This is a genomic window from Geodermatophilus sp. SYSU D00779 (genome assembly GCF_054050595.1).
In genome coordinates, this window is the sequence record NZ_JBJGZQ010000004.1 from 159,046 (window position 1) to 184,112 (window position 25,067).

Annotated in this window: 22 protein-coding genes; 12 read left to right on the plus strand and 10 right to left on the minus strand. The window is 73.7% G+C overall.

The window, feature by feature from the left end; translation table 11 throughout:
* Window positions 1–738: 738 nt before the first annotated feature.
* From fxsT to ACI79G_RS04405, 3 genes are all read left to right on the plus strand, one after another.
* Window positions 739–3,708, plus strand: coding sequence for an FxSxx-COOH system tetratricopeptide repeat protein (gene fxsT / locus ACI79G_RS04395; protein WP_456879921.1), 2,970 nt, complete (start codon window positions 739–741; stop codon window positions 3,706–3,708).
* Window positions 3,709–4,050: 342 nt separating this feature from the next.
* Window positions 4,051–4,869: an alpha/beta fold hydrolase gene (locus tag ACI79G_RS04400; protein WP_456879922.1), complete on the plus strand. Its 819-nt coding sequence runs from the start codon at window positions 4,051–4,053 to the stop codon at window positions 4,867–4,869.
* 200 nt (window positions 4,870–5,069) lie between these two features.
* The gene (locus ACI79G_RS04405) at window positions 5,070–6,140 is read left to right on the plus strand and encodes a DODA-type extradiol aromatic ring-opening family dioxygenase (RefSeq protein ID WP_456879923.1); all 1,071 of its coding nucleotides are present in this window, start codon (window positions 5,070–5,072) and stop codon (window positions 6,138–6,140) included.
* Window positions 6,141–6,324: 184 nt separating this feature from the next.
* Here the strand turns inward: ACI79G_RS04405 and ACI79G_RS04410 are convergent, their stop codons facing one another.
* The 3 genes from ACI79G_RS04410 to ACI79G_RS04420 form a co-directional block, all read right to left on the minus strand.
* Window positions 6,325–7,029 (minus strand): RraA family protein, encoded by a 705-nt coding sequence (locus ACI79G_RS04410; RefSeq protein ID WP_456879924.1) that lies wholly within the window; start codon window positions 7,027–7,029, stop codon window positions 6,325–6,327.
* A gap of 105 nt (window positions 7,030–7,134) precedes the next feature.
* Window positions 7,135–8,022 carry a 3-keto-5-aminohexanoate cleavage protein gene (locus tag ACI79G_RS04415; protein WP_456879925.1) on the minus strand — a complete coding sequence of 296 codons (888 nt, stop codon included), beginning with the start codon at window positions 8,020–8,022 and terminating at the stop codon, window positions 7,135–7,137.
* Between the two features lie 147 nt (window positions 8,023–8,169).
* A complete protein-coding gene (locus ACI79G_RS04420) occupies window positions 8,170–9,336 on the minus strand; it encodes a DUF3500 domain-containing protein (protein WP_456879926.1) in 1,167 nt (388 codons plus the stop codon).
* Window positions 9,337–9,499: 163 nt separating this feature from the next.
* Between ACI79G_RS04420 and ACI79G_RS04425 the strand changes: the two genes are divergently transcribed.
* The 3 genes from ACI79G_RS04425 to ACI79G_RS04435 all read left to right on the plus strand — a co-directional run bounded on the left by ACI79G_RS04425 (window position 9,500) and on the right by ACI79G_RS04435 (window position 12,071).
* Window positions 9,500–9,820 carry a putative quinol monooxygenase gene (locus ACI79G_RS04425; protein ID WP_456879927.1) on the plus strand — a complete coding sequence of 107 codons (321 nt, stop codon included), beginning with the start codon at window positions 9,500–9,502 and terminating at the stop codon, window positions 9,818–9,820.
* A gap of 71 nt (window positions 9,821–9,891) precedes the next feature.
* Window positions 9,892–10,797 (plus strand): SCO6745 family protein, encoded by a 906-nt coding sequence (locus ACI79G_RS04430; protein ID WP_456879928.1) that lies wholly within the window; start codon window positions 9,892–9,894, stop codon window positions 10,795–10,797.
* Between the two features lie 251 nt (window positions 10,798–11,048).
* Window positions 11,049–12,071: an adenosine deaminase gene (locus ACI79G_RS04435; protein ID WP_456879929.1), complete on the plus strand. Its 1,023-nt coding sequence runs from the start codon at window positions 11,049–11,051 to the stop codon at window positions 12,069–12,071.
* A gap of 134 nt (window positions 12,072–12,205) precedes the next feature.
* Here the strand turns inward: ACI79G_RS04435 and ACI79G_RS04440 are convergent, their stop codons facing one another.
* Entirely contained in the window at window positions 12,206–13,093 is an 888-nt protein-coding gene (locus tag ACI79G_RS04440; RefSeq protein WP_456879930.1) for a helix-turn-helix domain-containing protein, read from the minus strand.
* 197 nt (window positions 13,094–13,290) lie between these two features.
* Between ACI79G_RS04440 and ACI79G_RS04445 the strand changes: the two genes are divergently transcribed.
* Together ACI79G_RS04445 and ACI79G_RS04450 are read left to right on the plus strand one after the other, a co-directional pair.
* Window positions 13,291–14,106, plus strand: coding sequence for an alpha/beta fold hydrolase (locus ACI79G_RS04445; protein ID WP_456879931.1), 816 nt, complete (start codon window positions 13,291–13,293; stop codon window positions 14,104–14,106).
* A gap of 101 nt (window positions 14,107–14,207) precedes the next feature.
* The gene (locus ACI79G_RS04450) at window positions 14,208–15,707 is read left to right on the plus strand and encodes a flavin-containing monooxygenase (protein ID WP_456879932.1); all 1,500 of its coding nucleotides are present in this window, start codon (window positions 14,208–14,210) and stop codon (window positions 15,705–15,707) included.
* Between the two features lie 205 nt (window positions 15,708–15,912).
* Here the strand turns inward: ACI79G_RS04450 and ACI79G_RS04455 are convergent, their stop codons facing one another.
* Window positions 15,913–17,859, minus strand: a complete 1,947-nt coding sequence (locus ACI79G_RS04455) for an acyl-CoA dehydrogenase family protein (protein ID WP_456879933.1) — start codon at window positions 17,857–17,859, stop codon at window positions 15,913–15,915.
* Window positions 17,860–18,168: 309 nt separating this feature from the next.
* Between ACI79G_RS04455 and ACI79G_RS04460 the strand changes: the two genes are divergently transcribed.
* Window positions 18,169–19,488 (plus strand): MFS transporter, encoded by a 1,320-nt coding sequence (locus tag ACI79G_RS04460; RefSeq protein ID WP_456879934.1) that lies wholly within the window; start codon window positions 18,169–18,171, stop codon window positions 19,486–19,488.
* A gap of 188 nt (window positions 19,489–19,676) precedes the next feature.
* Here the strand turns inward: ACI79G_RS04460 and ACI79G_RS04465 are convergent, their stop codons facing one another.
* Window positions 19,677–20,000 carry an aromatic-ring hydroxylase C-terminal domain-containing protein gene (locus ACI79G_RS04465; RefSeq protein WP_456879935.1) on the minus strand — a complete coding sequence of 108 codons (324 nt, stop codon included), beginning with the start codon at window positions 19,998–20,000 and terminating at the stop codon, window positions 19,677–19,679.
* Between the two features lie 97 nt (window positions 20,001–20,097).
* Window positions 20,098–20,475, minus strand: coding sequence for a hypothetical protein (locus ACI79G_RS04470; protein ID WP_456879936.1), 378 nt, complete (start codon window positions 20,473–20,475; stop codon window positions 20,098–20,100).
* A gap of 218 nt (window positions 20,476–20,693) precedes the next feature.
* On the opposite strand from ACI79G_RS04470, the gene ACI79G_RS04475 reads away from it, so the two are divergent.
* Window positions 20,694–20,993, plus strand: coding sequence for an antibiotic biosynthesis monooxygenase family protein (locus tag ACI79G_RS04475; protein ID WP_456879937.1), 300 nt, complete (start codon window positions 20,694–20,696; stop codon window positions 20,991–20,993).
* Window positions 20,994–21,364: 371 nt separating this feature from the next.
* Here the strand turns inward: ACI79G_RS04475 and ACI79G_RS04480 are convergent, their stop codons facing one another.
* Window positions 21,365–21,850, minus strand: a complete 486-nt coding sequence (locus ACI79G_RS04480; protein WP_456879938.1) for a carboxymuconolactone decarboxylase family protein — start codon at window positions 21,848–21,850, stop codon at window positions 21,365–21,367.
* Between the two features lie 15 nt (window positions 21,851–21,865).
* A complete protein-coding gene (gene sigJ, locus ACI79G_RS04485; protein WP_456879939.1) occupies window positions 21,866–22,762 on the minus strand; it encodes an RNA polymerase sigma factor SigJ in 897 nt (298 codons plus the stop codon).
* A gap of 115 nt (window positions 22,763–22,877) precedes the next feature.
* On the opposite strand from sigJ, the gene ACI79G_RS04490 reads away from it, so the two are divergent.
* On the plus strand, window positions 22,878–23,564 hold the full coding sequence (locus ACI79G_RS04490; protein WP_456879940.1) for an NRDE family protein: 687 nt from the start codon (window positions 22,878–22,880) through the stop codon (window positions 23,562–23,564).
* On the opposite strand, the gene ACI79G_RS04495 is transcribed toward ACI79G_RS04490, so the two are convergent.
* Window positions 23,476–24,174 carry a M20/M25/M40 family metallo-hydrolase gene (locus ACI79G_RS04495; protein ID WP_456879941.1) on the minus strand — a complete coding sequence of 233 codons (699 nt, stop codon included), beginning with the start codon at window positions 24,172–24,174 and terminating at the stop codon, window positions 23,476–23,478. The two genes, ACI79G_RS04490 and ACI79G_RS04495, sit on opposite strands and share 89 nt — an antisense overlap.
* A gap of 294 nt (window positions 24,175–24,468) precedes the next feature.
* Here ACI79G_RS04495 and ACI79G_RS04500 point away from each other — a divergent pair, with 294 nt between their 5' ends.
* A complete protein-coding gene (locus ACI79G_RS04500) occupies window positions 24,469–25,035 on the plus strand; it encodes a hemerythrin domain-containing protein (RefSeq protein WP_456879942.1) in 567 nt (188 codons plus the stop codon).
* Window positions 25,036–25,067 lie beyond the last annotated feature (32 nt).

Genomic DNA, 25,067 nt, shown 5'->3' on the forward strand with positions numbered 1-25,067 from the left:
GGGGGCTGCGCGTGGATTCCGTGCCAGAATGGCGGACGAGGTGGATCTCGGCGCGATCCCGCCGTGATCTCGTGGAGGGACGCCCGTCAGGCGACCACCTCGTTCCGTGTCAGGTGCCGAGTTCCGGGATGGGTCCTCCGGCTTGGGCGCCCACATCCGAATGCGCTCTGACGCCGTGAGGTGGATCGGGATCCTGCTTCCTCACCCGCCGGGTATGACACCGACGACGGCTGGAGTGCATGCCGCGCCGGCCGGACGTCGTCGGTGACCGAGTCGCACACCTACACGGTTGTCCCATCTGCAGCCGCCGAGCGCGTCATCGAGGGGATCTCCCCACCCGCCGCCTCGCAGCGGCACCCGCCCGCAGTCCCTGGCAGCGGTTGTTCCCCCGGGATGGACGGGCTGGTCCCCCGAGATGGTAGGGATGGCCACCTCGGTGACGACGTGTTCTCCAGCCATTCGGAGAACACCGGAAGAGCCGCATGGTGACGCCCGTGGAAACAGCGCAGACGGCCGGGGGAATTGTCGGCGACCCTGGCGCGGAAGAGGCCACCACGCGCTTTTCGGCGGGACCGCGATCGAGGCACTGGAGCGACGTGCAGGCTGGTGGACCCGTGCCGGCCGCAGCGAACCCGTCCGTCCGTGGGGATCGAGGTCTGCCTCGACAGGTATCAGCAGGTCGTCGCCGGGGTCTGTTCTGCAGGATCCCTGCGACACACGGCCGGAGGTCCCGCCGCGATGACCGCCCCCTCTTCGTCGCCGTGCCGCCCGGCGCCGTCCCCCTCAGCGGCCGGGCCGGTCCGGATCCGGGTGCTGGGGCCGCTGGAGGTCCTCTACGACGCGACCCCCGTCGCCATCAGCGGGCGCAAGGAGCGCGCCCTGGTGGTGCTGCTGGCGCTGCACGCCGGACGCATGGTGCCGACAGAGTCGTTGATCGAGGCGTTGTGGGGCCCCGAACCCCCGGTCTCGGCGGAGGCGTCGCTGCGGGTCCTGGTGGCGCGGGTGCGCAAGGCGCTGGCCGGGGCCGGGGCGCGGGACGTGGTGCAGACCCGGGCGCCGGGCTATCTCCTCGCCGGCGCAGAGGTCGACACGCAGCTGTTCGAACGGCTCAGCGCCCGGGGGCAGGCGGAGCTGGCGGCCGGGCGCCCTCGGGCGGCGGCCGCCACGCTGGGCGAGGCCCTGGCGCTGTGGCGGGCCGACCGGCTGGCCGAGACCGGCAGTGCGGCGCTGCAGGCCGAGTCGGCCCGGCTGGAGGAGGCGCGACTGGCCGCGGTGGAGGCCCGCATCGAGGCCGATCTGGGCTGCGGCCGGCACACCGAGCTGGTCGGCGAGCTGGAGCTGCTGTGCCGGACGCAGCCGCTGCGGGAGCGGCTGTGGGCCCACCGGATCACCGCTCTCTACCGCTGCGGGCGCCAGGCCGACGCGCTGGGCGCCTACCAGCAGCTGCGGGCCACCCTGGCCGACGAGCTCGGCATCGACCCCAGCCCGGAGCTGCGCCGCCTGGAGACCGCCGTCCTGACCCAGGACCCCTCTCTCGCCGGAGGAGGAGTCCCCCAGGCCGACGACGACCCGGCCGGCCGGGAACCGTGGTGCCCGCCGGGGTCCGGCGGCCGGCCGGGGCTCCCCGGCGCCCTGCCGCGGGTGTGGCGGGTGCCGCCCCGCAATCCGCGCTTCACCGGCCGCGAGGGCGTGCTCCGCGAGCTGCGCCGACGGCTGGGCGCCGGTGGGACCACGCTGGTGGTGCAGGCCCTGTACGGGATGGGTGGAGTGGGCAAGACCCAGCTGGCGCTCGAGTACGCGCACCGGTTCGCCGCCGACTACGAGCTGGTGTGGTGGATCGACGCCGAGCAGCCGGTGCTCATCCCCGACCAGTTGGCCGTCCTCGCCGCTCGGCTGGACGTGCCGGCCGGGGCCACGGTCGCCGACACGGTGGACCGGCTGCTCGCGGAGTTGCGCGGCCGGGATCGCTGGCTGCTGGTCTTCGACAACGCCGAGCGGCCGGCCGACGTCGCCGATCTCCGGCCCGGCGGCGGCGGGCACGTGCTCATCACCTCCCGCTCCCCCGGCTGGGGCGCCCTCGGCGGGCGGCTGGAGGTCGACGTGCTAACCCGCGCGGAGACCATCGCGCTGTTGCGGGCCCGGATCCCCGGGCTGGACGACGAGTCGGCCGACGCCCTCGCCGCCGAACTCGGCGACCTGCCGCTGGCCGCGGCGCAGGCCGCCGGCTACCTGGAGCAGACCGCGCTACCGGCGGCGGACTACCTGCGCCGTTTCCGCGCCCACCGCGCCGATCTGCTCGACCGCGGTGAGGTGGTGGGCTATGCCGGGCGGCTCGACACCACCTGGGAGCTGTCGCTGGAGCGGCTGCGCCACGAGGACCCGGCCGCCGTGCAGCTGCTGCAGCTGGCCGCCCACCTGGCGCCCGAACCCGTCCCCCTGACCCTCTTCGGCGACCACCCGGAGCTGCTGGACGAGCCGCTGCGCAGCGCCGCCGCCGACCCCGACGCCCTGGCCGACACCGTCGGGGCGCTGGTCGGGTACTCCCTGGCCCGCCGCTCCCCCGGCGGCTTCCAGGTGCACCGGCTCGTGCAGGCGGTCATCCGCCGCCAGCTGTCCACCGACCGCCAGCAGACCACCACGCACCACGTGGTTGCGCTGCTCGCCGCCGCATCCCCCGGCGACCCGGAGGATCCGGTCAGCCGGGCTGCCTACGCCCAGCTCGCCGCGCACGTACTGGCCACCGTCCCACTGAGTGCTCACCATCCCGGCGGCCGACGACTGGCCCTGGACCTCAGCCGCCACCTGCAAGCGCGCGGGGACAGCTCCGGCAGCCGAGCCGTCGCCGAGCAGCTGCTCGACCACTGGCGGCAGGAGCTCGGCCCCGACCACCCCGACACGCTGAGCGCCGCCAGCAGCCTCACCCGTGCCCTGGTCCAGCTGGGCGAGGTGGAGCCGGGCCGCGCCCTGGCCGAGGACGCCCTGCGCCGCTGCCGCCGGGTGCTGGGCCCGGACCACCCCACCACCCTGCACGCAGCGACCGTCCTGGCCCACGCCCTGCTCGGGCTGGGGAAGGCGGGGTCGGCCCGTCCCCTGGCCGAGGACGCCCTGCGGCGCTGCCGCCGGGTGCTGGGCCCGGACCACCCCACCACCCTGCACGCGGCGACCGTCCTGGCCCGCGCTCTGGTCGAGGTGGGCGACGTCGGGCCCGCCCGTGCCCTGGGCGAGGACACCCTGCGGCGCTGCCGCCGGGTCCTCGGCCCGGACCAGGCGAGGACCCTGTGGTCGGCCGCCGCCCTGACCCTCGCCCTGGTCCACCTCGGCGAGGTCGAGCCCGCCCGCGCCCTCGGCCAGGACACCCTGCGGCGCTGCCGCCGAGCGCTGGGCCCGGACCACGCGACGACCCTGTTGGCGGCCGCCGCCCTGACCCTCGCCCTGGTCCACCTCGGCGAGGTCGAGCCCGCGCGCACCCTCGGCCAGGACACCCTCGGACGCTGCCACCGGGTGCTCGACCCGGACCACGTGATCGCCTTGTGGGCGGCGACCGCCCTAGCCGTCGCCCTGGCCCGGCTGGGCGACGCCGAGCCCGCCGGCACCCTGGGTCAGGCCACGCTGCAGCGCTGCTGCCGGGTCCTCGGCCCGCACCACCCGACCATCCCGTACCTCACCGAGGCCGCCGGCACCGCCCCCCGTCCCCGCACCGAGCCCTGAGTCGGGGAGCTGCTCGCCCTCGCCCCGGCGACCGCGAGGCAGGACGGAGCCTCGAGGTCCAGGAGCAGGTCGTGGCGTCGTTCCGACGGAGCTCGACGCCGACCGCAACCACTCCGCAAGCCGACCGCTATCGCGAGCAGCCACCGTCCTGTCGTCGGGCTGGGTCCCGACGACGGAGGTCCTGGGTGGGTGCGAGGGACACCTCACTCCCCTCCGCGACCTCCGTCTCCAGACCGTTGCGGACCGCGACCGGTCCGAGGACGCGTGAGGGGCGAGAGCATGACCGAGGGAGTTCGCACCCCGGACCTGCACCCGAGGCGTGCGGGTCAGCAACCACCTGGGGTGCCGGTGCGCACGATGGAGCGGGTCACGGCCGGCGTGGCGGAGCTCGAGGCGGACGTGCGGGGGTCGGGGGACGCGGTCGTGTTCATCCACGGCCTCGGCGTGGCGGACACCTTCGCACCGGTGGTCGAGGAGCTGGCGTCCGCCGGCACTCATCGGCTCATCCGCTACCGCCGCCGTGGTTACGGCGGGAGCGGTCCTCGGCAGGGGCGCTGCACCTCGATCGAGGAGCACGCCGCCGACTGCGTGGCCCTGCTGACGGCGCTCGGTGTCCCGAGAGCGCACCTCGTGGGCCACTCCTACGGCGGCTGCGTGGCTCTGCAGGTGGCCGTCGACCACCCGGAGCTGGTGCGCAGTCTGGTCCTGCTCGAACCCGCGGTGTTCCGCGAGGCCGACAAGGCACCCCTGCGGAGCGAGCTGGGTCGCTTCGTCGCGATGCACCGGGCGGGCGACGACGCCGCAGCGGTCGACGGCTTCTGGTCGTTCGTGGGTGGCCCGGACTGGCGGGAGGAGATGAGCCGCACGGTCCCTGGTGGGCCGGACCAGGCGGCGGTCGACGCGGCCGCCGCGTTCGACTCCGACGTCCCATCGGCTCCCGCGTGGCGGTTCGGAGCCGAACAGGCGGCGGCCGTCGTCCGTCCGGCGCTCCACGTCCTCGGGTCCGACACCCTGCCGGTGTTCCGGGCGGGTGGCGAGCTGCTGTGCTCGTGGCTGCCCCGGGTGGAGGGGGCGACGCTGACCGGTGCGAACCACCTGCTGCACGTGCAGCAGCCGGAGTGCGCGGCCGCGCTCATCGCCGACTTCGTCACGCGGATCTGAGCACCCGCACCGCCGCGACCCACCAGCCGGCTCAGGTGCCCCCGTCGGGACCCGGCCGTGGCCGCGGCTCCTGCCCAGCCGGGACCACCCACTCGCGCAGGGGACCGCCGGTGCGACGTCCGCACTCCTGAGCCACCTCTCGCGTCGCCTGGCGAACAGGCGGCGCACACAGACCCTCGGATCGAACAGGAGAACTCGCCGTGGGAGACATCCTGGGCATCGGCCTGACGCACTACCCGCCGCTGATCGGGACCGACGAGGACATGGCCGACGTCCTGCGGTGGACGTTGTCCGATCCCGACATCCCGGCCGAGCACAAGGAGCCGACGTCGTGGCCGGAGTTGATGCGCACCGAGTGGGGCGACGACGGAGGCACGGCCGCGGCGGCCCGGCACCGCGCCGCGCTGTGCGCGGGTCTCGCCCGCTGTCGGGCCGCGCTGGACGCGTTCGCCCCGGACGTCGTGGTGGTCTGGGGCGACGACCAGTACGAGATCTTCCGGGAGGAGCTCGTCCCGGCGTTCTGCGTGCTGGCCTACGACGACCTGGAGGTCCGGCCGCTGGCCAGGTCGGCCGCCCGCGGCAAGCCCAACGCCTGGGGTCTCCCCGGCGATCTGACCTTCACCGTGCGCGGCGCGCCCGACATCGGCCGCGAGATCGCCACGGCCCTGCTCGAGACCGGCTTCGACGTGGCCTACGCCTACCGCAAGCCGGCCGACGCCCCGTTCCCGCACGCCTTCGTCAACACCCAGCTCTTCCTCGACTACGAGCACGCCGGCACCCGGTTCCCCTATCCCGTGGTGCCGATCGCGGTGAACTGCTACGGCCGGCACGTGATCGCCCGCAAGGGCGGCAGGGTCCGCTGTGCCGACATCGCGGGCGAGCGACTCGACCCGCCGGGTCCCAGTCCAGCCCGCTGCTACGCGCTCGGTGGTGCACTGGCCGCCGCGCTGCGCGACGGGCCGCATCGAGTGGCACTCGTGGCGTCGTCGAGCTGGTCGCACGCCTTCCTCGTGGACGAAGCCTGGCACCTGCGCCCGGACACGGCCGCCGACCGGAGGCTCTACACCGCACTGGCAGCCGGCGACTACGGATCCTGGCTCGAGGTCACCACCGAGGACGTCGTCGCCGCCGGCCAGCACGAGATGCTCAACTGGTTCTGCCTGCTCGGGGCGATGGCCGAGCTGGGCTGCACGCCGAGCTGGTCCACCTTCGTCGAGACGGACGTCTTCAACTCCAACAAGTGCTTCGCGGTGTTCGACCGACCTTCGTGAGGGGCTGCGCGGCGGCGACGTGCTGGCCTCCGCTTCGACGAGGACGGGCGCGGCAGCGCCCGCGGCCACCCCGTGGCCCTGCGGTCCTCGGATCACTCCTGGAGCAGGGCCGCGGAGCGGTCGGCAGCTCTCCCCCGGCGGGGTGCACGTGCCGGCGGACGGGAAGCGCGGTCGCGGTGCGTGCTCACGGGAGCGGAGTCGCGGCTGCGTCGCCCCGCTCAGCGATGACGGCGTCCGCCCCGGTCGCCGTCGCGATGCTGACGCCGTCCGCCACGGCCTGCCGCCATGCGACCTCCCGCTGCTCGACCGCGCGGGTCATGGCGATCACGGTGTCGAGGTGTTCCCGCGGGACGACGACGACACCGCTGGCGTCCCCGCGGACCACGTCACCGGGGTGCACCACGACCCCACCGACCTGCACCGGGACGTTGATGGCCCCCGGCCCCTCGTTGGACCCTGTGGCGGGATGGGTGCTGCGCGCGAACGTCGGGAGGCCGACCTCGTCGATCCCCTCGACGTCGCGCACCGCCCCGTCGACCACGACACCCACGACGCCTCTCCTGGCGAGGGCTCCCGCGACGATGTCGCCGAGGACGGCGGCGTCCGCCCTGCCCCCACCGTCGACGGCGACCACGTCCCCGGGCTGGGTCAGGTCGGGCATCTTGAGCACGAAGAGGATGTCCCCCGGCTTGGTCCAGACCGTGACCGCGGGGCCGCAGAACTCCGCTCCCCCGGCGATCCGGCCGAGCCCGGGCCCGACCACCCCCACCGGCCCACCGCAGTCGGCGATCTGGGTGGTGGCGAACGCCGCCAGGGCCGTGACCGCCTCAGCCGGCGGGCGCTCGATCGCCTCGACCACCGTCCACTGCTGCGCGTGCCACCTGCTCATGCCACGTCCTCCGACTGCGCGGTGTCGATGGTCCCCGGGGTCGCCGGATCCTCCGGGACGGTCAGCCCCATGGCGATGGTCGTCATCGTCGGTGCACCCCTCTCGTCAGGCCCGCGCTGCCCCGGACGTGGCCCGGCGGACCTCCGAGGCGGTGGCGAGCGGCCGGCCCGCCTGCTGCACGGCGCGGCAGGCCTCGGCGACCAGCTCCGCATTCGTCCTGGTGCAGCCGAGCGGTGCATCCTCCAGCCCCACGCGCAGGTGGCCGCCGAGCGCCATGGCGACGTCCCGGAGCCCGTCGAGCTCAACGCCGAGACCGGCGATCATCCAGGATGCCCCGGGATCCGACGCGTCCAGCAGGCGCAGGTAGCTGTCCAGCGCCCACCCGGTGGGCGGCAGGCCGAAGGTGAACGCCGTCGAGAACATGAACCGGTAGACCGGGCGCGGCGAGCCGGGGACGGCGGCACGCAGAGCCGCGCCGGTGCGCAGGAAGCCCGGCTCGTAGATGGCGTAGCTGGGCACCAGGCCGTGCTCGCCGCACAGCTCCAGCCCGGTGCGCACGTCCGAGGCCGAGTTGGCGTAGAGGAAACCGTCCTCGCCGTCGCGCAGCTCCGCGAAGGTCGCCAGGGTGACCGACCCGGGGTCCACGACGCTCCACTCGATCACGCCGGCACGGCCCAACCGCTCCACCACCTCGTAGCGCGCCCGCGCCTCGGCCGGTCCCTGCGACGGGCGCGGGCCCATCGGCACGGTGGGGTAGCAGATGACGTCGCGGCGGCTGCGGACCGCCTCGAAGACCGGTGCGTAGAGGTCGTACGCCTCGCTCGGACGGCCGGAGCCCTCGTCGTAGGCGTGCAGGTGGACAATCGCCGCTCCGGCGTCCGCGCAGGCGACCGCCTGCTCGACGATCTCCGCCCGGGTCACCGGGATCCCCGGCTGCCGCTGCCGGGTCCACGGACCGTTCAGCGCCGCCTCCAGCCACACCCCCTCGGTCATGGCACCCCCACCGTGTTCGGCAGCCGTCGGGTCATCAGTGTCGGCGGGCCGGCCGGGGCCCGCACGGTCGCCGGGAGCCTCGTCGGGACCCCCGCCGCGGCCGCTCGAGCGCACCGCCGGGCCGGGACGCGCCACGGGCAGGTCGGGTCAGCCGTGGTGCGCCGCGCGGTGCCGGGCGAGCACGTCGAGGCCGAAGTCGGAGCCGGGGTCGCGCCACACGGAGTGCGCGTGGTTGGCGCCGCGCTGCGTGTTGTCCCACTCGACCAGCAGGCGCGGTCCCTGCAGGCGGTAGTAGTGCGGCGCCCCGGGGGTCGTCGGACCGGCCCAGGCGACGTGGACGGCGTCGAGCGCGGTCTCGTCGTCGTAGCGACGCACCGGGGACACCTCCGGCGGCACGCGCTCGAGGTAGGTCCCCAGGACTGCCCGCAGCATCCCGCGCTGCTCGGCGTCCAGCTCGGACGCCGGCACGCCCCGCGGCTCGGCGGTGTACTCCAGGGCCGCGTGGTCGGCGTCCTCGTAGCCGGCGGCCTCGTCGATCGCATCGCTGAGCGCCTGCAGCTCGGCCTGCTCGCCGGCGTCCGGGAACCGCTCGTCCCGCCAGATGCCGGCGAGCGGGACGACCCGGTCCCCCGGGGACACGACGGTGCGGTTGGCGGTGACCAGGTCCGGAGGCGCCTTCGGCAGCAGTACGGCACGGGCCGCGAGCTCCGGTGGCAACGAGCGGACCAGGTCCCGCGCGAGGTCCTCGACGCGGGCCAGCGGCCGGTTGACCGCACCGCCGAGCAGCGGCGACGTGGCGGGGTCGGCACCGAGGAAGCACGGCGTCGTCGACACGAGCGCGCCGTCCACGACCAGGTTGTTCAGCGAGACGTGGTGCCCGCCGAACCGCCACCCCCACACCCCGCTGCCGCCCGGCTCGCCGAAGACGCGCAGGTAGTACAGGCCGGGATCGCGGCCGCGCTCCCGGTCGAACCGGGTGACGAAGCCCTCGACCTGGTCGAGCACGTTCTCCAAGCCGATGATCGTCGCCACCGTGACGTAGCCGGGCGTGGACAACCCCGTGGCGACCAGCCCCATCGCCGCCCGCTGCTGGGCCGGCTGCTGGGCGTGGAACGTCAGGCCGCCGTGGTCGGTGGGGGTGTAGAACCAGCGCCGGCGCTCGGCGTCCGAGGGGTCGTCCCCCGGCGCCGCTCCGACCGCGATCCGTCGCTGCTCGGCGTCCAGGCCGTCCAACCAGGCGCCGGCCGCCTCGGCCATCCGGTGGGCCACGTCGTGCGCGGGGACGCCGTCGGCCACGCTCCCAGCAGCAGTCACGGCCGCAATCTAGCCCCGCGACCCGTTGGCCCCACGGCAGCAGCGGTGCTGCCCCGTCCCGGCCTGCGGCGTCAGCGTCCCGGCCTGCGGCGTCGGCGTCCCGGCCCTGAGGTCGACCACCTCTCGCCCTGCCAGCGGCTACCGGATCCCCCGGAGGTGACCCGTGCCCACTCCCACTGACGATCGGCGCGACCTGCTCACCGTCATCGCCCACATGCGTGCGGCCCTGGGCAAGCGGGACGAGCTGCGAGCGGCGCTGGAGGCGCTGGTCGAGACCACCAGCAGGGAGCAGGGGCACGTCGCCTACGACCTGCACCAGAGCATCGTGGACCCCGACCGCTTCCTCTTCTACGAGAACTGGGAGTCCGACACCGACCTGGACACCCACCTGGACGCGCCGCACCTCCGCGACTTCGCCGCCCGGGTCCCCGAACTGCTCGACGACAGCGGGCTGTCGGTCGATCGCGTGCGCCGCATCGCCTGACCGGCAGCCCGGGCGGCGAGCGCGGCGCCGAACGCATGGTCGGGCCCTGCTGGACGGGGCACCATCCAGGCGTGGACTTTGCCCAGGCGCAGCAGGTCTTCCTCGCTCCCCCCGACTCCGAACGGCATCCTGCCGGGGTCCCCGACACCCCTGCCCGCAGGCTGCGCGACGCCGCGGAGCCGATCGCGACCATCAGCATCTGGGGCCGGCAGCTCAACGAGCGGCTGTCCGCCCTGGGGCTGGACTTCCTCACCGGCTACGTCTGGGCGCGAGCCGCGCCGATGGGCGAGCCGACCGCTCCGGTGGTCGTGGCGGCCTTCGGTGTCTTCGAGCCGGGGCTCATCACCGGGCTCTACGAGGAGGCGCGCAGCAAGGCCACCCGCGACGCCGTGCTCGCCGCACGTGAACAGGGGGCGGTGGAGTCGCTGCGCGCACTGCTCCCGGACGCCGACGTGACGGACGCGGTCGCCGCACTGCGCCGCGGCACCGACGTCGCCGCGCAGCACCTGGTCGGCCGCCCGCTCTTCGCCGGCCTCGTGTCGCTGCCCTGGCCGGACGACCCCCTCGGCCAGCTCTGGCACGCCGCGGTGATGCTGCGCGAGTACCGGGGGGACGTCCACCTGGCCGCCAACGTCGCCGCGGACCTCACCGGCGTGCAGATGAACCTGATGACCGAGTACTGGGTCGGCTGGACGCACACCGAGTACGCGGGCACCCGCGGTTGGTCGGCCGAGGCGATGGCCGAGGCGGACGCCGACCTCGTGCGGCGCGGGCTGGTCGCCGACGGGGCGCTCACCGAGCGGGGGAGGCGGCTGCGCGACGGCATCGAGCAGCAGACCGAGGCCGCCCTCGCGCCGGTCCTGGACGCGATCGGCCCCGAGCTGCCCACGCTCACCCGGCGGCTCGACGAGTGGTCCGCGGCGATCGTCGCCGGCGGCGCGGCCCCGCCCGACGTCTACAAGCGGATCAGCGGCTGATCCGCGCGGCACCCGGCGCCGCCACGCTGGAGGACGGCCGCGCGCGCCGGGGTCGACACGCGCAGTCCCCGGCCGGGGTGACCGCTGCGGCCCGCCGGCTCACCGGCCGGGGCCGGTGAGCTGCCGCCCGGGCCGGGCACGGGTGCCGAGGCCACCGGTAGCCGGCACTGGGGTCGGATCGGCGGCCGGACCGGCATCCGGGCAGACGGCGACCGTGGTGCGACGGGTCCCGTCCCGCTACGTTCCCGACCATGGCGCCGTCGAGCAGGCCGGACGCGGTGGCCGACCCGGCGCCGCTGCCCACCGCCGAGCTGCACGTGCACATCGAGGGCACGCTGGAGCCCGAGCTGGCGTTGTCCCTGGCCGCCCGCAACCGCGTGCCGCTGCGCTTCGCCGGCCTGGACGAGCTGCGGCGCGCCTACGACTTCCGCGACCTGCAGTCCTTCCTGGACCTGTACTACGAGCTCTCCGCCGTGCTCCGGCAGCCGCAGGACTACACCGACCTCGCTGAGGCCTACCTGGCCCGGGCGGCGGCGCAGGGGGTGCGGCACGCCGAGGTGTTCTTCGACCCGCAGGCACACCTGGCCCGCGGGATCCCGCTCGAGGCCGTCGTGGAAGGCCTGGACGAGGCGTTCCGCGGAAGCGAGGAGCGGCACGGGATCACCGCTCGACTGATCGCCTGCTTCCTCCGCGACCGCGATCCGGCCGAGGCCGAGGAGCTGCTGCCGCGGCTGCTGCCGTACCGCGACCTGGTGATCGGCGTCGGGCTCGACAGCGCGGAACTCGGCCGGCCACCCGAGCTGTTCGAGCGGGTCTTCGCCCGTGCCGCCGACGAGGGCCTGCGCCGCGTGGCGCACGCCGGTGAGGAGGGGCCGCCCGGCTACGTCCGGTCGGCGCTGGACAGGCTCGGGGTGGAGCGGATCGACCACGGCATCCGCAGCCTGGAGGACGACGCGCTGGTGGCCCGGCTGCGCGAGGAACAGGTGCCGCTGACCGTGTGCCCGCTGTCGAACGTGGCCCTGCGCTGCGTCCACCGGCTCGTCGAGCACCCACTGCGCCGGATGCTCGACGAGGGCCTGGTCGCCACGGTGAACTCCGACGACCCCGCCTACTTCGGCGGCTACCTCCACGACAACGTCGTCGCCACCTCGCGCGCCCTGGGACTCACCCCCGCGCATCGGCGCCGGCTGGCCGAGAACAGCTTCCGCGCGAGCTTCCTGCCCGAGGCGGACAAGGCGCAGCACCTGGCCGCGCTGGCAGCGAGCCGGTCCTGACGGCGTCGCACTCGTGGTGCGCGTGGAGGACCCGCCGCCCTCCCCGGCCGCCGTGGTGGGTCACCACTCGGGCCGTGCACGCCCCTCGACCCGTTCTGCGCACCACTCGCCCGCTGGCACTCCCGCACGAGCCGTCACCGCTGTCGGCTCCGGTACCGGCCCGGCGTGACGCCGATCCGCTTCTTGAACTCGCGGGTCAGGTGCGGCTGGTCGGCGAAACCGCAGTTCGCTGCGATGTCGAGCAGGGAGGTGCCGGTGCGTTCCAGCAGCGTGCGGGCGCGCTCCACGCGCTGCTGCAGGACGAATGCGTGAGGCGTCGTGCCGATCGTCGTGCGGAACTTGCGGGTGAAGTGGAAGCGGCTCAGTCCGGCGACGGCGGCGAGGTCGTCCAGGGAGATGGTCTCGGCCAGGTGGTCGTGGATGTAGTCGCGGACCTCCCGGTCCTGCGCGAAGGTGAGCCCGTCGGAGCCGCCGGATCCCCGGAAGAGGACGTGCGCGTGGTTCCGCAGGAGCTGCACGGCGAGCTGGCAGGACAGCGAGTCGACCATCAGCTTGCTCCCGGCGGCGCCCTGCGCGGCCTCCTGGGCGATCTGCATGACGGTGCGGTGGATCGCCGGGTCGCCGGCCTTGACGGTGTCGTGCAGCTCGATGTCGTCCACGTCCCGCTCGTACATCTGGCGACACGTCGCGGCCAGCTCGGCGTGCGTCAGGTAGACGTGCACGACCTCGATGTCCCGGGGCCACACCCAGTGGGACTCGGCGGCGCGGGTGAGCAGCGAGACGTCGCCCGGGCGCAGGTCCTCGGCCGCCCAGCGCGCGTGGACGCACCGGCGCATCGGGGTGGTGCCCCGCCGGTAGGCGACGATCGTGTAGTCGCGCAGTGGCGGAACGGCGACGTCCGACGGCCCGTAGCGGTACCCGCGGACCGACAACCCGTCCCACCCGACGTCGGGGTTGTGGACGGTCAGCCGTCCGGGCACCCAGGCCGGCAGCTGGTCGGGGGCTATCAACTGCTGCGCCATGGTGGGCCTCCGGGTCCGCCCCGGCATCGACGCCGACGACCTGCTCAGAGAGTAGGTCCGGTGACGCGGGTCACGACAGTCGCCGATCCGCTGCTCCGTCGGACAGCCGACGTGCGGCCCGTCCCCCGCACGTTCCTTCAAACCGGGCCACCCGGGGCTTCAAGCCCCGGCCGGGGAGAGAGGGGCATGGTCATGGCATGCCCCTCACCCAGGTCCGTACCGGTGTCGGCCTGCACTACGAGACCACCGGGGAGGGGGAGCCGCTCCTGATGGTCATGGGGACGTCGGGGGCGATCGGGCTGTGGGCGGAGCAGGTCCCGCGCCTCGCCGAGCGGTTCCGGGTCATCGCCTTCGACAACCGAGGGCTCGGCGGCAGCGAACGCGGCGAGGGACCCGTCACCGCAGCGTCCATGGCCGAGGACGCGTCGGCCCTGCTGGAGGCCCTGGAGGTGCCGGAGGCGCACGTCCTCGGCTGGTCGCTCGGCTCGGCGGTGGCCCAGGAGATGGCGCTCGCCCACCCGCAGCAGGTCGCCACAGCCGTCCTCTACGCCACGTGGGGCCGCTGCGACGGCTTCCAGCGCAGCATCTTCACCGCGCTGCGGCACCCCTACGCGACCCGCGACATGGAGGCAGCGCTGACGGTCGCCGGCCTCGCCTTCTCACCGCAGATCCTCGACCGCCCCGACTTCCCGCAGCTCCTGGAACCGATGGCGCCCTTCTTCCCGCAGGACGAGGAGCAGATGGCGGTCACGACGGAGCAGTGGGACGCGGACCTGGCACACGACACGCTCGACCGGCTCGGCGGCATCACCGCGCCCACCCTGGTCGTCGTGGGTGAGCAGGACCTGCTCACCCCACCGTGGCAGGCCGAGGCGGTGGCCGACCGGATCCCCGGCGCTCGGTACGAACTGCTCACCGGGCCCGGCTCGAGCCACTGCCTGCACCTGGAACGGCCGGAGGACCTGGCGGGCGTCGTCAGCGACTTCCTCACCGAGCACCCCCTCGAGGACTGACCGCCGCCCCGTCCGGCGGTGCAGACGCCCACCGCCGAGAGCGAGGGCACCCATCCGACAGTGGACCCGCTCCGCACGAGTACGACACAGAAGGGGAACCCATGGACACCGAGGTCTACGAGGTCGCCATCCTGGGAGCCGGCCTGGCCGGGCTGGGCATGGGCATGAAGCTGAAGATGGCCGGCGAGGAGTCCTTCGTCATCCTGGAGAAGGAGGACCGCGTCGGCGGCACCTGGCGGGACAACAGCTATCCCGGCGCCAGCTGCGACGTGCAGTCGCACCTGTACTGGTTCTCCTTCGACGAGCAGCCGGACTGGAGCCGGGTCTTCGCCCTGCAGCCGGAGATCCAGGCCAACATCGAGCGGCTGGTCGCCCGGCGTGGCCTCAACCACCACATCCGGCTGAACGCCGAGGTGACCGAGGCGGTGTGGCTGGAGGACAGCGGGCACTGGCTCATCACCACCCTCACCGGGGAGCAGGTGCGGGCGCGGGCGTTCGTGGCGGCGTGGGGGCAGCTCAACCGGCCCAGCTTCAAGGGCATCGAGGGCCGGGAACACTTCGACGGCATCTCGTGGCACTCGGCGAGGTGGCGGCACGACGTCGACCTGACGGGCAAGCGGGTGGCCAGCATCGGCAACGGTGCCAGCGCCGTCCAGTTCATCCCCGAGGTCGCCGAGGTGGCCGGGCACCTGTCGGTGTTCCAGCGGACGCCGAACTACTGCGTCCCCCGGCTGGACCGCCCGTACACCGAGGAGGAGCGGCGGATGTTCCTCGAGGACCCGGACAAGCTGCGGGAGAGCCGCGACGGGTTCTACTGGGAGCACGAGGGCTGGATCGGCGCCATGAAGCTCGAGGACAACCCGGTCGCCCAGGAGTTCACCCGGCTCGCCCGGGAACACCTGGAGTCCCAGGTCCCCGACCCCGAGCTGCGCGAGAAGCTCTGGCCGAAGTACCCGATCGGCTGCAAGCGGCTGCTGATCGCCGACACCTTCTACCCGGCGCTCATGCGCGACAACGTCGACCTGGTCACCGAGCGGATCGACCGCATCGAGGCCGCCGGGGTCCGGACGGCCGACGGCCGGCTGCACGAGATGGACGTGATCATCTACGCCACCGGTTTCGAGACGCTGTCGTTCATCGGACACGTCGAGATCATCGGCCGCTCCCCGAAGAGCTGGCCGCCGCGACGCGGCGGGGGCGTCTCACTCCGGGATGCGTGGCGGGAGGCTCCGGAGGCCTACCTTGGGATGACCGTGTCCGGGTTCCCCAACCTCTTCATCCTGTACGGCCCGAACACCAACCTCGGCCACAACTCGATCATCGCGATGCTCGAGTGCCAGTTCGACTACGTGCTCAAGGCCGTGCAGGCCGCCCAGCAGAAGGGCGCCGCACTGGACCTGAAGCCCGAGGTGCTCGAGCACTACAACGCGCAGTTGCAGGACGAGCTCCGGAACAGCTCCTTCGCCGGGAACTGCAACAGCTGGTACAAGACGCCGGACGGCCGCATCACGAACAACTGGTCCGGCAGCGTCGAGGACTACCGGGCACGCACCGCCGAACTCGATCTCACCGACTACGAACTGGTGCCCGCAACCGCCTGACCGGGAGCCGTGCCGCTCGTCCGGCATCGCCGGGACCGAGCGGCACGGCCGGGGCGCGGACGACGGCGTCCGGCGTGGTCCTGGTACGCGTCTCGGGCCGGACGGCGTGCGGCCGAGGGACCGTGGCCGTCGGCTCCTGACTCTGTCGGCGAGCGGAGAACGAGCGCCGACGCCCCGGGGCTCACCGCTCAGGCGTGGGACTCCGCTACTGCGCGGCCGCGGTCTCCACCTCCGGCGTGGTCCCGACCCGCTCGTCCTCGAACTGCTCGGCGGCCGGTTGTCTGTGCAGCGGCATCATCGGGCCATCGCCCGCCGGGTCGAGGACGTCCTGCTCGAACCACCCGTAGCGGCCGCTCAGCACCTGCTGGGCCACCTCGTACTGCGCCGAGTCGTCGTTGGCCCACAGCTCCGTGAACAGCCGGTCGGCCCGACGCCGGGCCTGGCCGCAGAACAGGTCGGCCAGCTCGAAGGCCTCCTGCCTGCGTCGGGGGTCCCCGCGCGCGATGGTGTCCGCGTAGACGCACGCGCACGCCATGGCGTAGAGCTCTGCGCCGATGTCGACGATCCGGCCGAGCAGGTGGCCCTTCTGCTCGAGGCGCGCCTGGTAGCGGCCCATCGCGTAGAAGGTCGACCGCGCGAGCTTGCGCGAGTGGCGCTCGACGTAGCGCAGGTGTCCGGCCAGGGTCCCGAACTCGGAGAAGGAGCCTGGACGCTGGCCGGCGCCCGTCATCAGCGTCGGGAACCACGAGGCGTAGAACACGCCGGCCCTCGCGGCGGCCCTCGCCCTGCCGGCCGGGCCGGAGTCGCCGAACACCACGTCGCCCGCGACCTTCAGGTGCTGGTCGACTGCCTCCCGAGCGATCAGCAGGTGCATGATCTCCGTCGAGCCCTCGAAGATGCGGTTGATGCGCATGTCGCGCAGCATCTGCTCGGCCGGCACCGGTTTCTCGCCGCGTCGGGCGAGGGACTCGGCGGTCTCGTAGGCGCGGCCGCCGCGGATCTGGACCATCTCGTCGACGGCGATCCAGCCGAGCTCCGACCCGTAGAGCTTCGCGAGCGCGGCCTCGATGCGGATGTCGTTGCGCTTGTCGTCGGCCAGGCGACTCGACACGTCGAGCACCGCCTCGAGGCCGAAGGCGGTGCCCGTCAGCCAGGCGAGCTTCTGCGCGATCGCGTCGTGCTCGCCGATGGGCTTGCCCCACTGCGTGCGCTCGGCCGCCCACTCGCGTGCGATCTTCAGCGAGTACTTGACCGCCGACAGGCAGAACGCCGGTAGCGACAGGCGGCCGGTGTTGAGCGTGGTGAGCGCGATCCGCAGGCCCTTGCCCTCGCCGCCGACGACGTCCGAGTTCGGGACGAAGACGTCGTCGAAGCGCGTCACCGAGTTCTCGATGCCCCTGAGCCCCATGAACTCGTTGCGGTGTTCGACGGTGATGCCCTCCCGGTGGTACGGGCAGATGAAGGCGGTGATGCCGCCCGGGTGGCCGTCCGACGTCGGGACGACGGCCATGACCACCACCACGTCGGCGATCGCGCCGTTGGTCGCCCACAACTTCGTCCCGCTGATCCGGTAACCCGTGCCGTCCTCGGTCGGGATCGCGGTCGTGCTCATGCGCGCTGGGTCGGAGCCGACGTCCGGCTCGGTGAGCAGGAACGCCGAGACGTGGTCGTCGGCGAGCTTGGGCAGCCACTCGCGCTTCTGCTCCTCCGAGCCGAACAGACGGAGCGGCTCGGGGAGGCCGATCGACTGGTGCGCGGACAGCAAGGTCGAGATCGACGAGTGCCACGTGCCCGCCATGGCGAGCGCCTTGTTGTAGTGGACCTGACTCAGCCCCAGCCCGCCGTACTCCTCGGGGATCTTCATGCCGAGGGCGCCGAGGTCCGCGAGGCCCCGGATGACGTCTGCGGGGATCTTCGCCTCGCGCTCGATCCGCTGCCGGTCGACGCGCTCCGTGAGGAAGACGCGGAGGCGCTCGAGGAATGCCTCCCCCTTCCTGACCTGGGCCTGATCGAGCTCGGGCTGCGGGTGGATCAGGTCCAGGCGGAACCTGCCGAGGAAGAGCTCCTTGCCGAACGACGGCTTGGTCCACTCCGTCTCGCGGCTGGCCTCGGCGACCTGCTTCGACTGCTCGTACGACGGACTCGACGCCATGAGTGAGGATCGCCCGCCACCTCCGCGCCCGGCAACAGGCGACGGCGCAGCGCAGGACCGCCCCGAGGCCGTGGTCGACGTGCAGCCGTGTTCGTCCGGCAGGGACCGGCGTCACAGGGCTCAGCCGCTGGTGACGGGCCTGACCGGCCCGGCCGGGAGCGTCCTCCGCCGCGGTCCGTCCCGAGATCGTCGCGTGCGGGCGCGAGGAGCCCGCTTCCGCTCGGCCGCTGCAGGCCCTTTCCTGTGGCGGACCCCCGTCGCACCCGGCCGGACGACGAACCGCCACGAGCTGCAGGAGAGGACGACCACATGGACGCATCGCAGGACGGCGCCTCGACCACCGTCGCCCCGAGCGGGTCGGCGACGGGGTTCCAGGCGCCGACCACGCCGGTCGGAGCGCGCTTCGTCGTCCCGTTCGCCATCGCCTACTTCGGCTTGTGGATGACCCTGCTGACCCCGACGATCATCGCCCTGTCCGTCCACCTGGCCACCGTCCTCCCCGAGGGCGAGCGGAGCGGCGCGCTGGCGCTGGTGCTCGGCGTGGCAGGGATCGTGGGCGTCATCGCGAACCCGCTGGTCGGCAAGCTCAGCGACCGCACCACGTCCCGGCTCGGGATGCGCAAGCCGTGGCTCGTCGCCGGTGTCGTCGTCACGATCCTGGGGCTGGTGGTGATCGCCTCCTCCACCACCGTGGTGCTCATCCTGCTCGGCTGGTGCGTCGCGACCGTCGGGCTGAACGCGGCGATCGCGGCGCTGACCTCCCTGCTGCCGGACCACGTGCCCCACCACCAGCGGGGCAGGGTCTCGGGCCTCCTGGGCATGGGCATCCCCGTCGGCGCGGTGGGCGGCGCCGGCCTGGCGCAGGCGTTCACGACCAGTCCGTTCCTGCTGTTCCTGGCCCCGGCGGTCGTCCTGGTGATCGGCGTCGGGCTGCTCCTGCCGGCCTACACGGACCGACGACTGCACCAGGAGGACGCACGGCAGCTGCCCCGGTTCGACTGGAGGGAGTTCCTCGGCAGCTACTGGGTCAGCCCGCGTCGGTACCCGGACTTCGGGTGGACGTGGCTGAGCAGGTTCCTGGTCTTCATGGGCGTCTCCACCCTGGTGACGTTCCAGGCGTTCTACCTGATCGACCAGCTACGGGTCCCGCTGGAGCAGGTCGCCACCCTCGTCGCCGTGTCGACCCTGGTCCACTACGCCTTCGTCTTCGCCGCCAGCCCGGTCGCTGGCTGGCTGTCGGACAGGCTGGACCGCCGGAAGGTCTTCATCACCGTCGCTGCCGGCCTCTACGCCGCCGGCCTCGCCGTCATCGCGTTCGCCGAGTCGTTCCCCGTCTTCCTCGTGGGCATGGCCGTCACGGGGATCGGCGAGGGGGCGTACCTCGCCGTCGACCTCGCACTGGTCACCGACGTCCTGCCGAACCCGGACGAGGCCGCGAAGGAGATGGCGGTCTTCAACGTGGCGACCGCGCTCCCCCCGGCAGTCGCACCGGCAGTGGCCCCGCTCTTCCTCGCCATCCCCGTCCTCAGCAAGGGGACGGAGAGCAACTACGTGGCGCTGTTCATCGTCGCCTCGCTCTTCGCTGCCCTCGGCGCCCTCGCCATCAGGCCGGTCCGATCGGCACGGTGAGCGGTCGCGAGCGGGTCACGCGCTGCCGGCACGGCGTGTGCGACAGCCGTGTGCGCACGTACCGAGCCGACCCCGGAACCAGCCCTCGAGCAGCGCGCCGGGACGGTCAGGCTGCCTCGCGGCCCCTGCCGGGCGCACGTGCTGGGACCAGGAGGGCCGGGTCCCGGCACGCGGTCCTCGGTCGGCGGTCACGCCCGCGCCCCGGTGGCGCCCAGGGCCGCGGCAGCCCAGTCGGCCAGGGCCGTCCCCAGCCCGGCCGGCGTCCGACCGGCCCACGCGACGTCGCCGTCAGGGCGGACCAGCAGCGCAGTGGCTGCACCCGTCACGTCCACCGTCGTGACGCCGGGCACGGCCGGCGCGAAGCCCGGCGGAGCCGCGAGCACGGACCGCCCCCGGCGCAGCGCCTCGTACAGCCGGGTGCCGTCGTCTGCGGTGACGTCGGGAGCTCGGGGGCCGACCAGCGGATGAGCACCGCCGCCGCCCCACGACCCCGGTCCCCCTGCCACGAACACCCATACGACGATCACTCCTCGATCTCAGGACCGACTCCCAGCAGGAGGACGAGGAAGCCCGGCCATCCGTGACATGGGCAGTCGCCCGAGGGCTGCCTCACCGTCCGTCGGCGACCGCCGGGCGAGCACCCAGGAGCCGAGGGCCGACGACGTTGATCCGGATGACCCCGGAGCGCGTCTCCACCTCCTGCACGCCGAACTCGGCCAGGCTCTCCTGGATGTCGCGCGCCGCTGCCCGGGCCCGATGCAGGTGCCGCTGCGACCCGAACACCGTGATCGTCACCAGCGACTGCTCGCCGGTCCGCACCGCCTGGGATCTCAGGATCCCGGACGGCACCACGGGCGCGGCTGGGTCAGCCGTCTGCCCCTCCCGGGTCAGCTGCCGCGCGAACTGCTGCTGGGCCCGCGCCAGCAGTTCCTCCACAGAACCTCGCATGGAGTAGCGGCGGATCATCACCGCCATGGGCCCGGACACCCTGTCCCTCCTGCCCGCTCGACACGACGTCACCCGCGACGTCCCCCGTCGACCGCCCAGCCTCGGAGCCGGCGCGAGGAGGCCGACCCCTCGCCCGTGTTCCTCCCGCACGAGGGCAGGCGACGCGGAGTACCCCGACCGCCCGTCCGGCGGGTGCAGCCGGACGACCGACGGACGAGACTGACTGATCAGGTGACCGTCCAGCGTGGGAGCTCTCGATGATGACCGTGGTGACGACCACCCGGCTGCGTCCGGGCGGGGAGGACGAGTGGGACGCGGCAGTACGGAACCGGTTCGAGTCCGCGCACGACCGGCCGGGCTGGGTCTCGGGACAACTGCTCACCCCGACCGACGAACCCCACACCCGGGTCATCGTCGGCACCTGGCAGAGCCGGGACGACTGGGAGGCCTGGCACCACGACCCCGCGTTCCTGGAACAACGATCGACGCTCGAGCGGCTCGAGGAGCAGAGCCGGACGGAGTGGTTCGAGGTCGTCGCGGACGCACGTCGCCGCTGACCACCGGCCGGACACCGGCGGGCTGCCGCCGGGAGCGGTGCCAGGGGGACGAGCGCAGCCCGCTGCGGCCCCTCGACCTCGGCCCAGGGAGCCTGCGGCGCGGCCGCGATGCCGTCGAGCAGCCAGCGAGGCCGGCCAGGGCGTCGGCCTGCGGCCGTCGGAGGTCCGGGCTGCTCCGGCGGTCCACCCGCTCGCGGACGACGCGCCCGGGGGTGTGGTCGTCCACGGCGGTCAGCACGCCGGCCCGGACCACCAGCGGCGCGTCCAGCGACGCCAGGGCGGCGAGCGACTGCTCCACGTGCCGCAGCCGTTCGGCCCGGCAGGTCTGCGGCCGACGAGCTCGACGACCCACTGCGCGTCGGCGACAGACCTCACCGCACGAGTGAGGCGAACTGGCCGGGCTGGTAGTCCCCTGCGGGCGTGCCGGCGATCACGTTCACGCGGTTGTACGCGTTGATCACGGCGATCTCGGCGATCAGCGCCGCCAGCTGCTCGTCGTCGAAGTGCTTGCGCGCGGCCTGCCAGGCCTCGTCGCCGACCCCGGTGGCGGCGTCGGCGATGCGGGTGCCCTCCTCGGCGAGGGCGAGGGCGGCACGCTCGGCGTCGGTGAACACCGTGGCGTCCCGCCACGCGGCGACCAGGTTGAGCCGCAGCTGGGTCTCCCCCGCGGCCAGCGCGTCCTTGGTGTGCATGTCGGTGCAGAAGCCGCAGCCGTTGATCTGGCTGGCGCGGATCCGCACCAGGTTCCGCACGGTCTCCGGGAGCGCGGACTCGGTGGCGACCTGCGCCGCCGCGTTGAGCCTCCGGGCGAACCTCGTGAAGAGCTCGGATCCGAGCAGGTCGAAGCGGGTGTCCATGGTGTCGTCCTCCCTCTAGCCGCCTGCGGTCAGGGAGCGCAGGCCGTGGAACTTGTGGGGGTTGCGGATCGCGTCGATGGTGGTGATGCGCCCGTCGCGGATGCCGAGGACCAGGACCGAGCTGAGCCGTCGCTGCTCGAAGACCAGCAGGGCCGGACCGCCGTTGACCGCGCTCGGCCGCATGGTCAGGCCCGGCCTGGTGCCGATCCCGGCCAGGAACTCGGCGATCTGCCGTGCGCCGTGGACGGGCCTCGGGAGGGCCCGTGCCACGCCGCCACCGTCGGAGGTCATGACCGCGTCGGGGTCGAGCAGACCCAGCAGGCCCCCGATGTCGCCCGAGGCGGTCGCGCGGCCGAAGGCGGCGACGACCTCGCGGTGGACCTCCGGGTCGACGTCGAAGCGCGGTTGCCGCGCCTCGACGTGCTGCCGAGCGCGGGAGGCGAGCTTGCGGCAGGCGGCCGGCGCTCTGCCCAGGGCTCGGCCGATCTCGTCGAAGGACAGCCCGAACACGTCGTGGAGCACGAACGCGGCCCGCTCTGCCGGGCTCAGCGTCTCCAGGACCACCAGCATCGCCCACGACAGCGAGTCGGCGAGACTGACGGAGTCGGCCGGGTCCGGAGCGGTCTCGACCGGCTCGGGCAGCCACGGCCCGACGTACGTCTCGCGGCGGGACCGGGCCGAGCGGAGCACGTCGAGCGCGATCCGCGAGGTCGTGGTGACCAGCCAGCCGGTGATGTCGCGGATCGCCTCCAGGTCGCTGCGCTGGAGCCTGATCCATGCCTCCTGGACGGCGTCCTCGGCCTCGGCGAGCGTGCCGAGCAGGCCGTAGGCGACGCCGAGGAGGCGGGGTCGCAGCTCCTCGAACACCGCCGCGGCCTCCTCGGCCGACCGGGTCGTGCCTGGCTCCCACATGCCATGAGGACGACACGGGGCCCCGGTGTGTGACATCGCCGCACCGGTGGTCGGCCCCCCAGGGGTTCCTCCGGGGAGCGGGCACCGCCCGGCCACGGCTGGGATCATCAGCGGGGTGTGCACGGTGGTCGTCCGGTGGGCCGAGGGAGCTCCCACGGCGATCCTCGCCCTGCGTGACGAGCTGACCAGCCGCGCGTTCGACGGCCCGGGTGCCTGGTGGCCGGAGGCGCCGGACGTCGTCGGCGGCCGGGACCGCACCGCCGGGGGGACGTGGTGTGCCACCCGGGTCGCCACGGGCGTCACCGCACTGGTGCTCAACCGGCCGCACAAGCGCGACGCCGACCCGGGGGCGCCCAGCCGAGGGGTCCTGCCGCTGCTCGGCGCCGTGCACGAGGAGGACTGGCCCCGCCACGTCCGGCTCGACGGCATGGCCGGCTTCCTGGTGGTGCTGGCTACGCCCGACCGGCTGGTCACCTGGGACTTCGACGGCGCGCAGCTCACCACGACACGACACCCAGCGGGCACGTGGATGGTCACGTCCGGCGGCCCGGAGGACCTCAAGGCCGACCGCTTCCTCCCCGCCTTCCGCTCGGCGGAGTTCCCCGACGGGTGGCGGCGGCTCACGGCGAAGGAGCCACCGCAGGACGACCCCGGCGCTCTGGTGGTGCGCCACGAGCGGGACGGACTGGTCTACGCCACCGTCTTCGGCCAGCTCATCGAGGCCGCACCTGGACGGCTGCACCTGGAGCACAGCCGGCGACCGTGGACCGGCGAGTCCTGGGAGACCCTGGACGTGGGCTGACGGGCACGGTGCGGACGCACCCGGTCCGTGCCGCCGCCCGAGCTCCCCCACCCGGCCGTGGGCCTCCGCGCCTCGACGCCGAGCACTCGAGCGCCCAGCCGGACGACGAGGTCTCGTGCTGGACCGGTCGGCGGTCCGCCACCCTGGCGGACGCCCCCTCGCTGGTCTCCTCGCCGGGCTGGAAGAGGACGACCACGGTCCCGGACCAGGTGTCGCGGCTGCCCGCCAGCAGGCTGGCGGCGCCGATCGCGCAGGTGATGTGGGTGTCGTGGCCGCAGGCGTGCATGACCGGCACCTCGGTGCCGTCGCGCAGCCGACCCCGGGCGGTGCTCGCGTAGTCCAGCCCGGTGTCCTCCGCCACGGGCAGGGCGTCGGTGTCGGCGCGGAGGCCGACGACCGGACCGTCACCGTTGCGGAGGACGGCGACCACGCCGGTGCCGCCGCACGAGGAGGTCTCGAAGCCGAGCGCCGACATCCGCTCGGTGATGAGCGCGGCGGTCCGGTGCTCCTGCATCGACAGCTCGGGTGCGGCGTGGAGGTGCCGGTACAGCGCGTGCAGCTCGTCCCGCAACTCCGACGGCACCACGGTCCCGCTCGCCACCGACGTCATCCGGCGATGCTGCCTGCGTCGGCCGCCGACGTCCACGTGCTCGGTGGGTCGGCGGTCGGGTGTGCGGATCGGTCGCGCAGCGCCCACACCGACACGACCCCGGTCAGCACCGGGAGGACCGCCGCGCCGCTGGCCGGCGCCGCGACGTCGGGGACCTGGGCGCCGAGGCCCCTCGGGGCGGGGGGCCACGGCCGACTCCCTGGTCGCCACGGTGATCGCGGCGCGATCCGGGGTGGCACAGCCGGGGCGGAACGCCGAGCCCTCGGCCGATGTGCGCCGGGAGACGAGGATGGGATGACCGCCGGCACGGGTGAACAGGACGTCGTCGACATGTTGACCACCGATCACCACGAGGTCCTCGCCCTCGTGGCCCAGATCCCGACCGCCGACAGCGCACGGCGCCGGGACATGACCGACACGGTCATCGCCGAGCTCATGCGCCACTCGGTGGCCGAGGAGATGTACGTCTACCCGGCCATGCGCGAGCACCTGACCGACGGGAACAGCAAGGTCCAGCACGACATCGAGGAGCACCAGCAGCTCGAGGAGGTCATGAAGGAGCTGGGGGGCATCGATGCCGGGGACCCGCGGTCCCTCGAGGCGCTCGGGCGCCCGGAGGCGGTGCTGCGCGACCACGTCTCCGACGAGGAGAACGAGCACTTCCCCGAGCTCCGTGCCCAGCTCCCCCGCGAGCAGTTGGTCGAGTTGGGCCGGAAGGTCGAGGCCGCGAAGAAGGCAGCCCCGTCCCGTCCCCACCCCGCGGCTCCGCACAGCGAGCTGTTCCACGAGCTCGTCGGGCCGGGCGTCGGGATGGTCGACCGGCTCCGGGACAAGTTGACCGGTCGGAAGAACAGCGCCTGACCGGCACCGCACCGCCGCCGGGTCGTCCGGGG

What these genes read in the sequence shown, in the direction of transcription:
- fxsT (WP_456879921.1), top strand. Translation starts at nt 739, where the DNA reads ATGACCGCCCCCTCTTCGTCGCCGTGCCGCCCGGCGCCGTCCCCCTCA.
- ACI79G_RS04410 (WP_456879924.1), bottom strand. Translation starts at nt 7,029, where the DNA reads ATGAGCAGGTGGCACGCGCAGCAGTGGACGGTGGTCGAGGCGATCGAG.
- ACI79G_RS04415 (WP_456879925.1), bottom strand. Translation starts at nt 8,022, where the DNA reads ATGACCGAGGGGGTGTGGCTGGAGGCGGCGCTGAACGGTCCGTGGACC.
- ACI79G_RS04435 (WP_456879929.1), top strand. Translation starts at nt 11,049, where the DNA reads ATGGCGCCGTCGAGCAGGCCGGACGCGGTGGCCGACCCGGCGCCGCTG.
- ACI79G_RS04440 (WP_456879930.1), bottom strand. Translation starts at nt 13,093, where the DNA reads ATGGCGCAGCAGTTGATAGCCCCCGACCAGCTGCCGGCCTGGGTGCCC.
- ACI79G_RS04445 (WP_456879931.1), top strand. Translation starts at nt 13,291, where the DNA reads ATGCCCCTCACCCAGGTCCGTACCGGTGTCGGCCTGCACTACGAGACC.
- ACI79G_RS04450 (WP_456879932.1), top strand. Translation starts at nt 14,208, where the DNA reads ATGGACACCGAGGTCTACGAGGTCGCCATCCTGGGAGCCGGCCTGGCC.
- ACI79G_RS04455 (WP_456879933.1), bottom strand. Translation starts at nt 17,859, where the DNA reads ATGGCGTCGAGTCCGTCGTACGAGCAGTCGAAGCAGGTCGCCGAGGCC.
- ACI79G_RS04460 (WP_456879934.1), top strand. Translation starts at nt 18,169, where the DNA reads ATGGACGCATCGCAGGACGGCGCCTCGACCACCGTCGCCCCGAGCGGG.
- ACI79G_RS04475 (WP_456879937.1), top strand. Translation starts at nt 20,694, where the DNA reads ATGATGACCGTGGTGACGACCACCCGGCTGCGTCCGGGCGGGGAGGAC.
- ACI79G_RS04480 (WP_456879938.1), bottom strand. Translation starts at nt 21,850, where the DNA reads ATGGACACCCGCTTCGACCTGCTCGGATCCGAGCTCTTCACGAGGTTC.
- sigJ (WP_456879939.1), bottom strand. Translation starts at nt 22,762, where the DNA reads ATGTGGGAGCCAGGCACGACCCGGTCGGCCGAGGAGGCCGCGGCGGTG.
- ACI79G_RS04495 (WP_456879941.1), bottom strand. Translation starts at nt 24,174, where the DNA reads ATGACGTCGGTGGCGAGCGGGACCGTGGTGCCGTCGGAGTTGCGGGAC.
- ACI79G_RS04500 (WP_456879942.1), top strand. Translation starts at nt 24,469, where the DNA reads ATGACCGCCGGCACGGGTGAACAGGACGTCGTCGACATGTTGACCACC.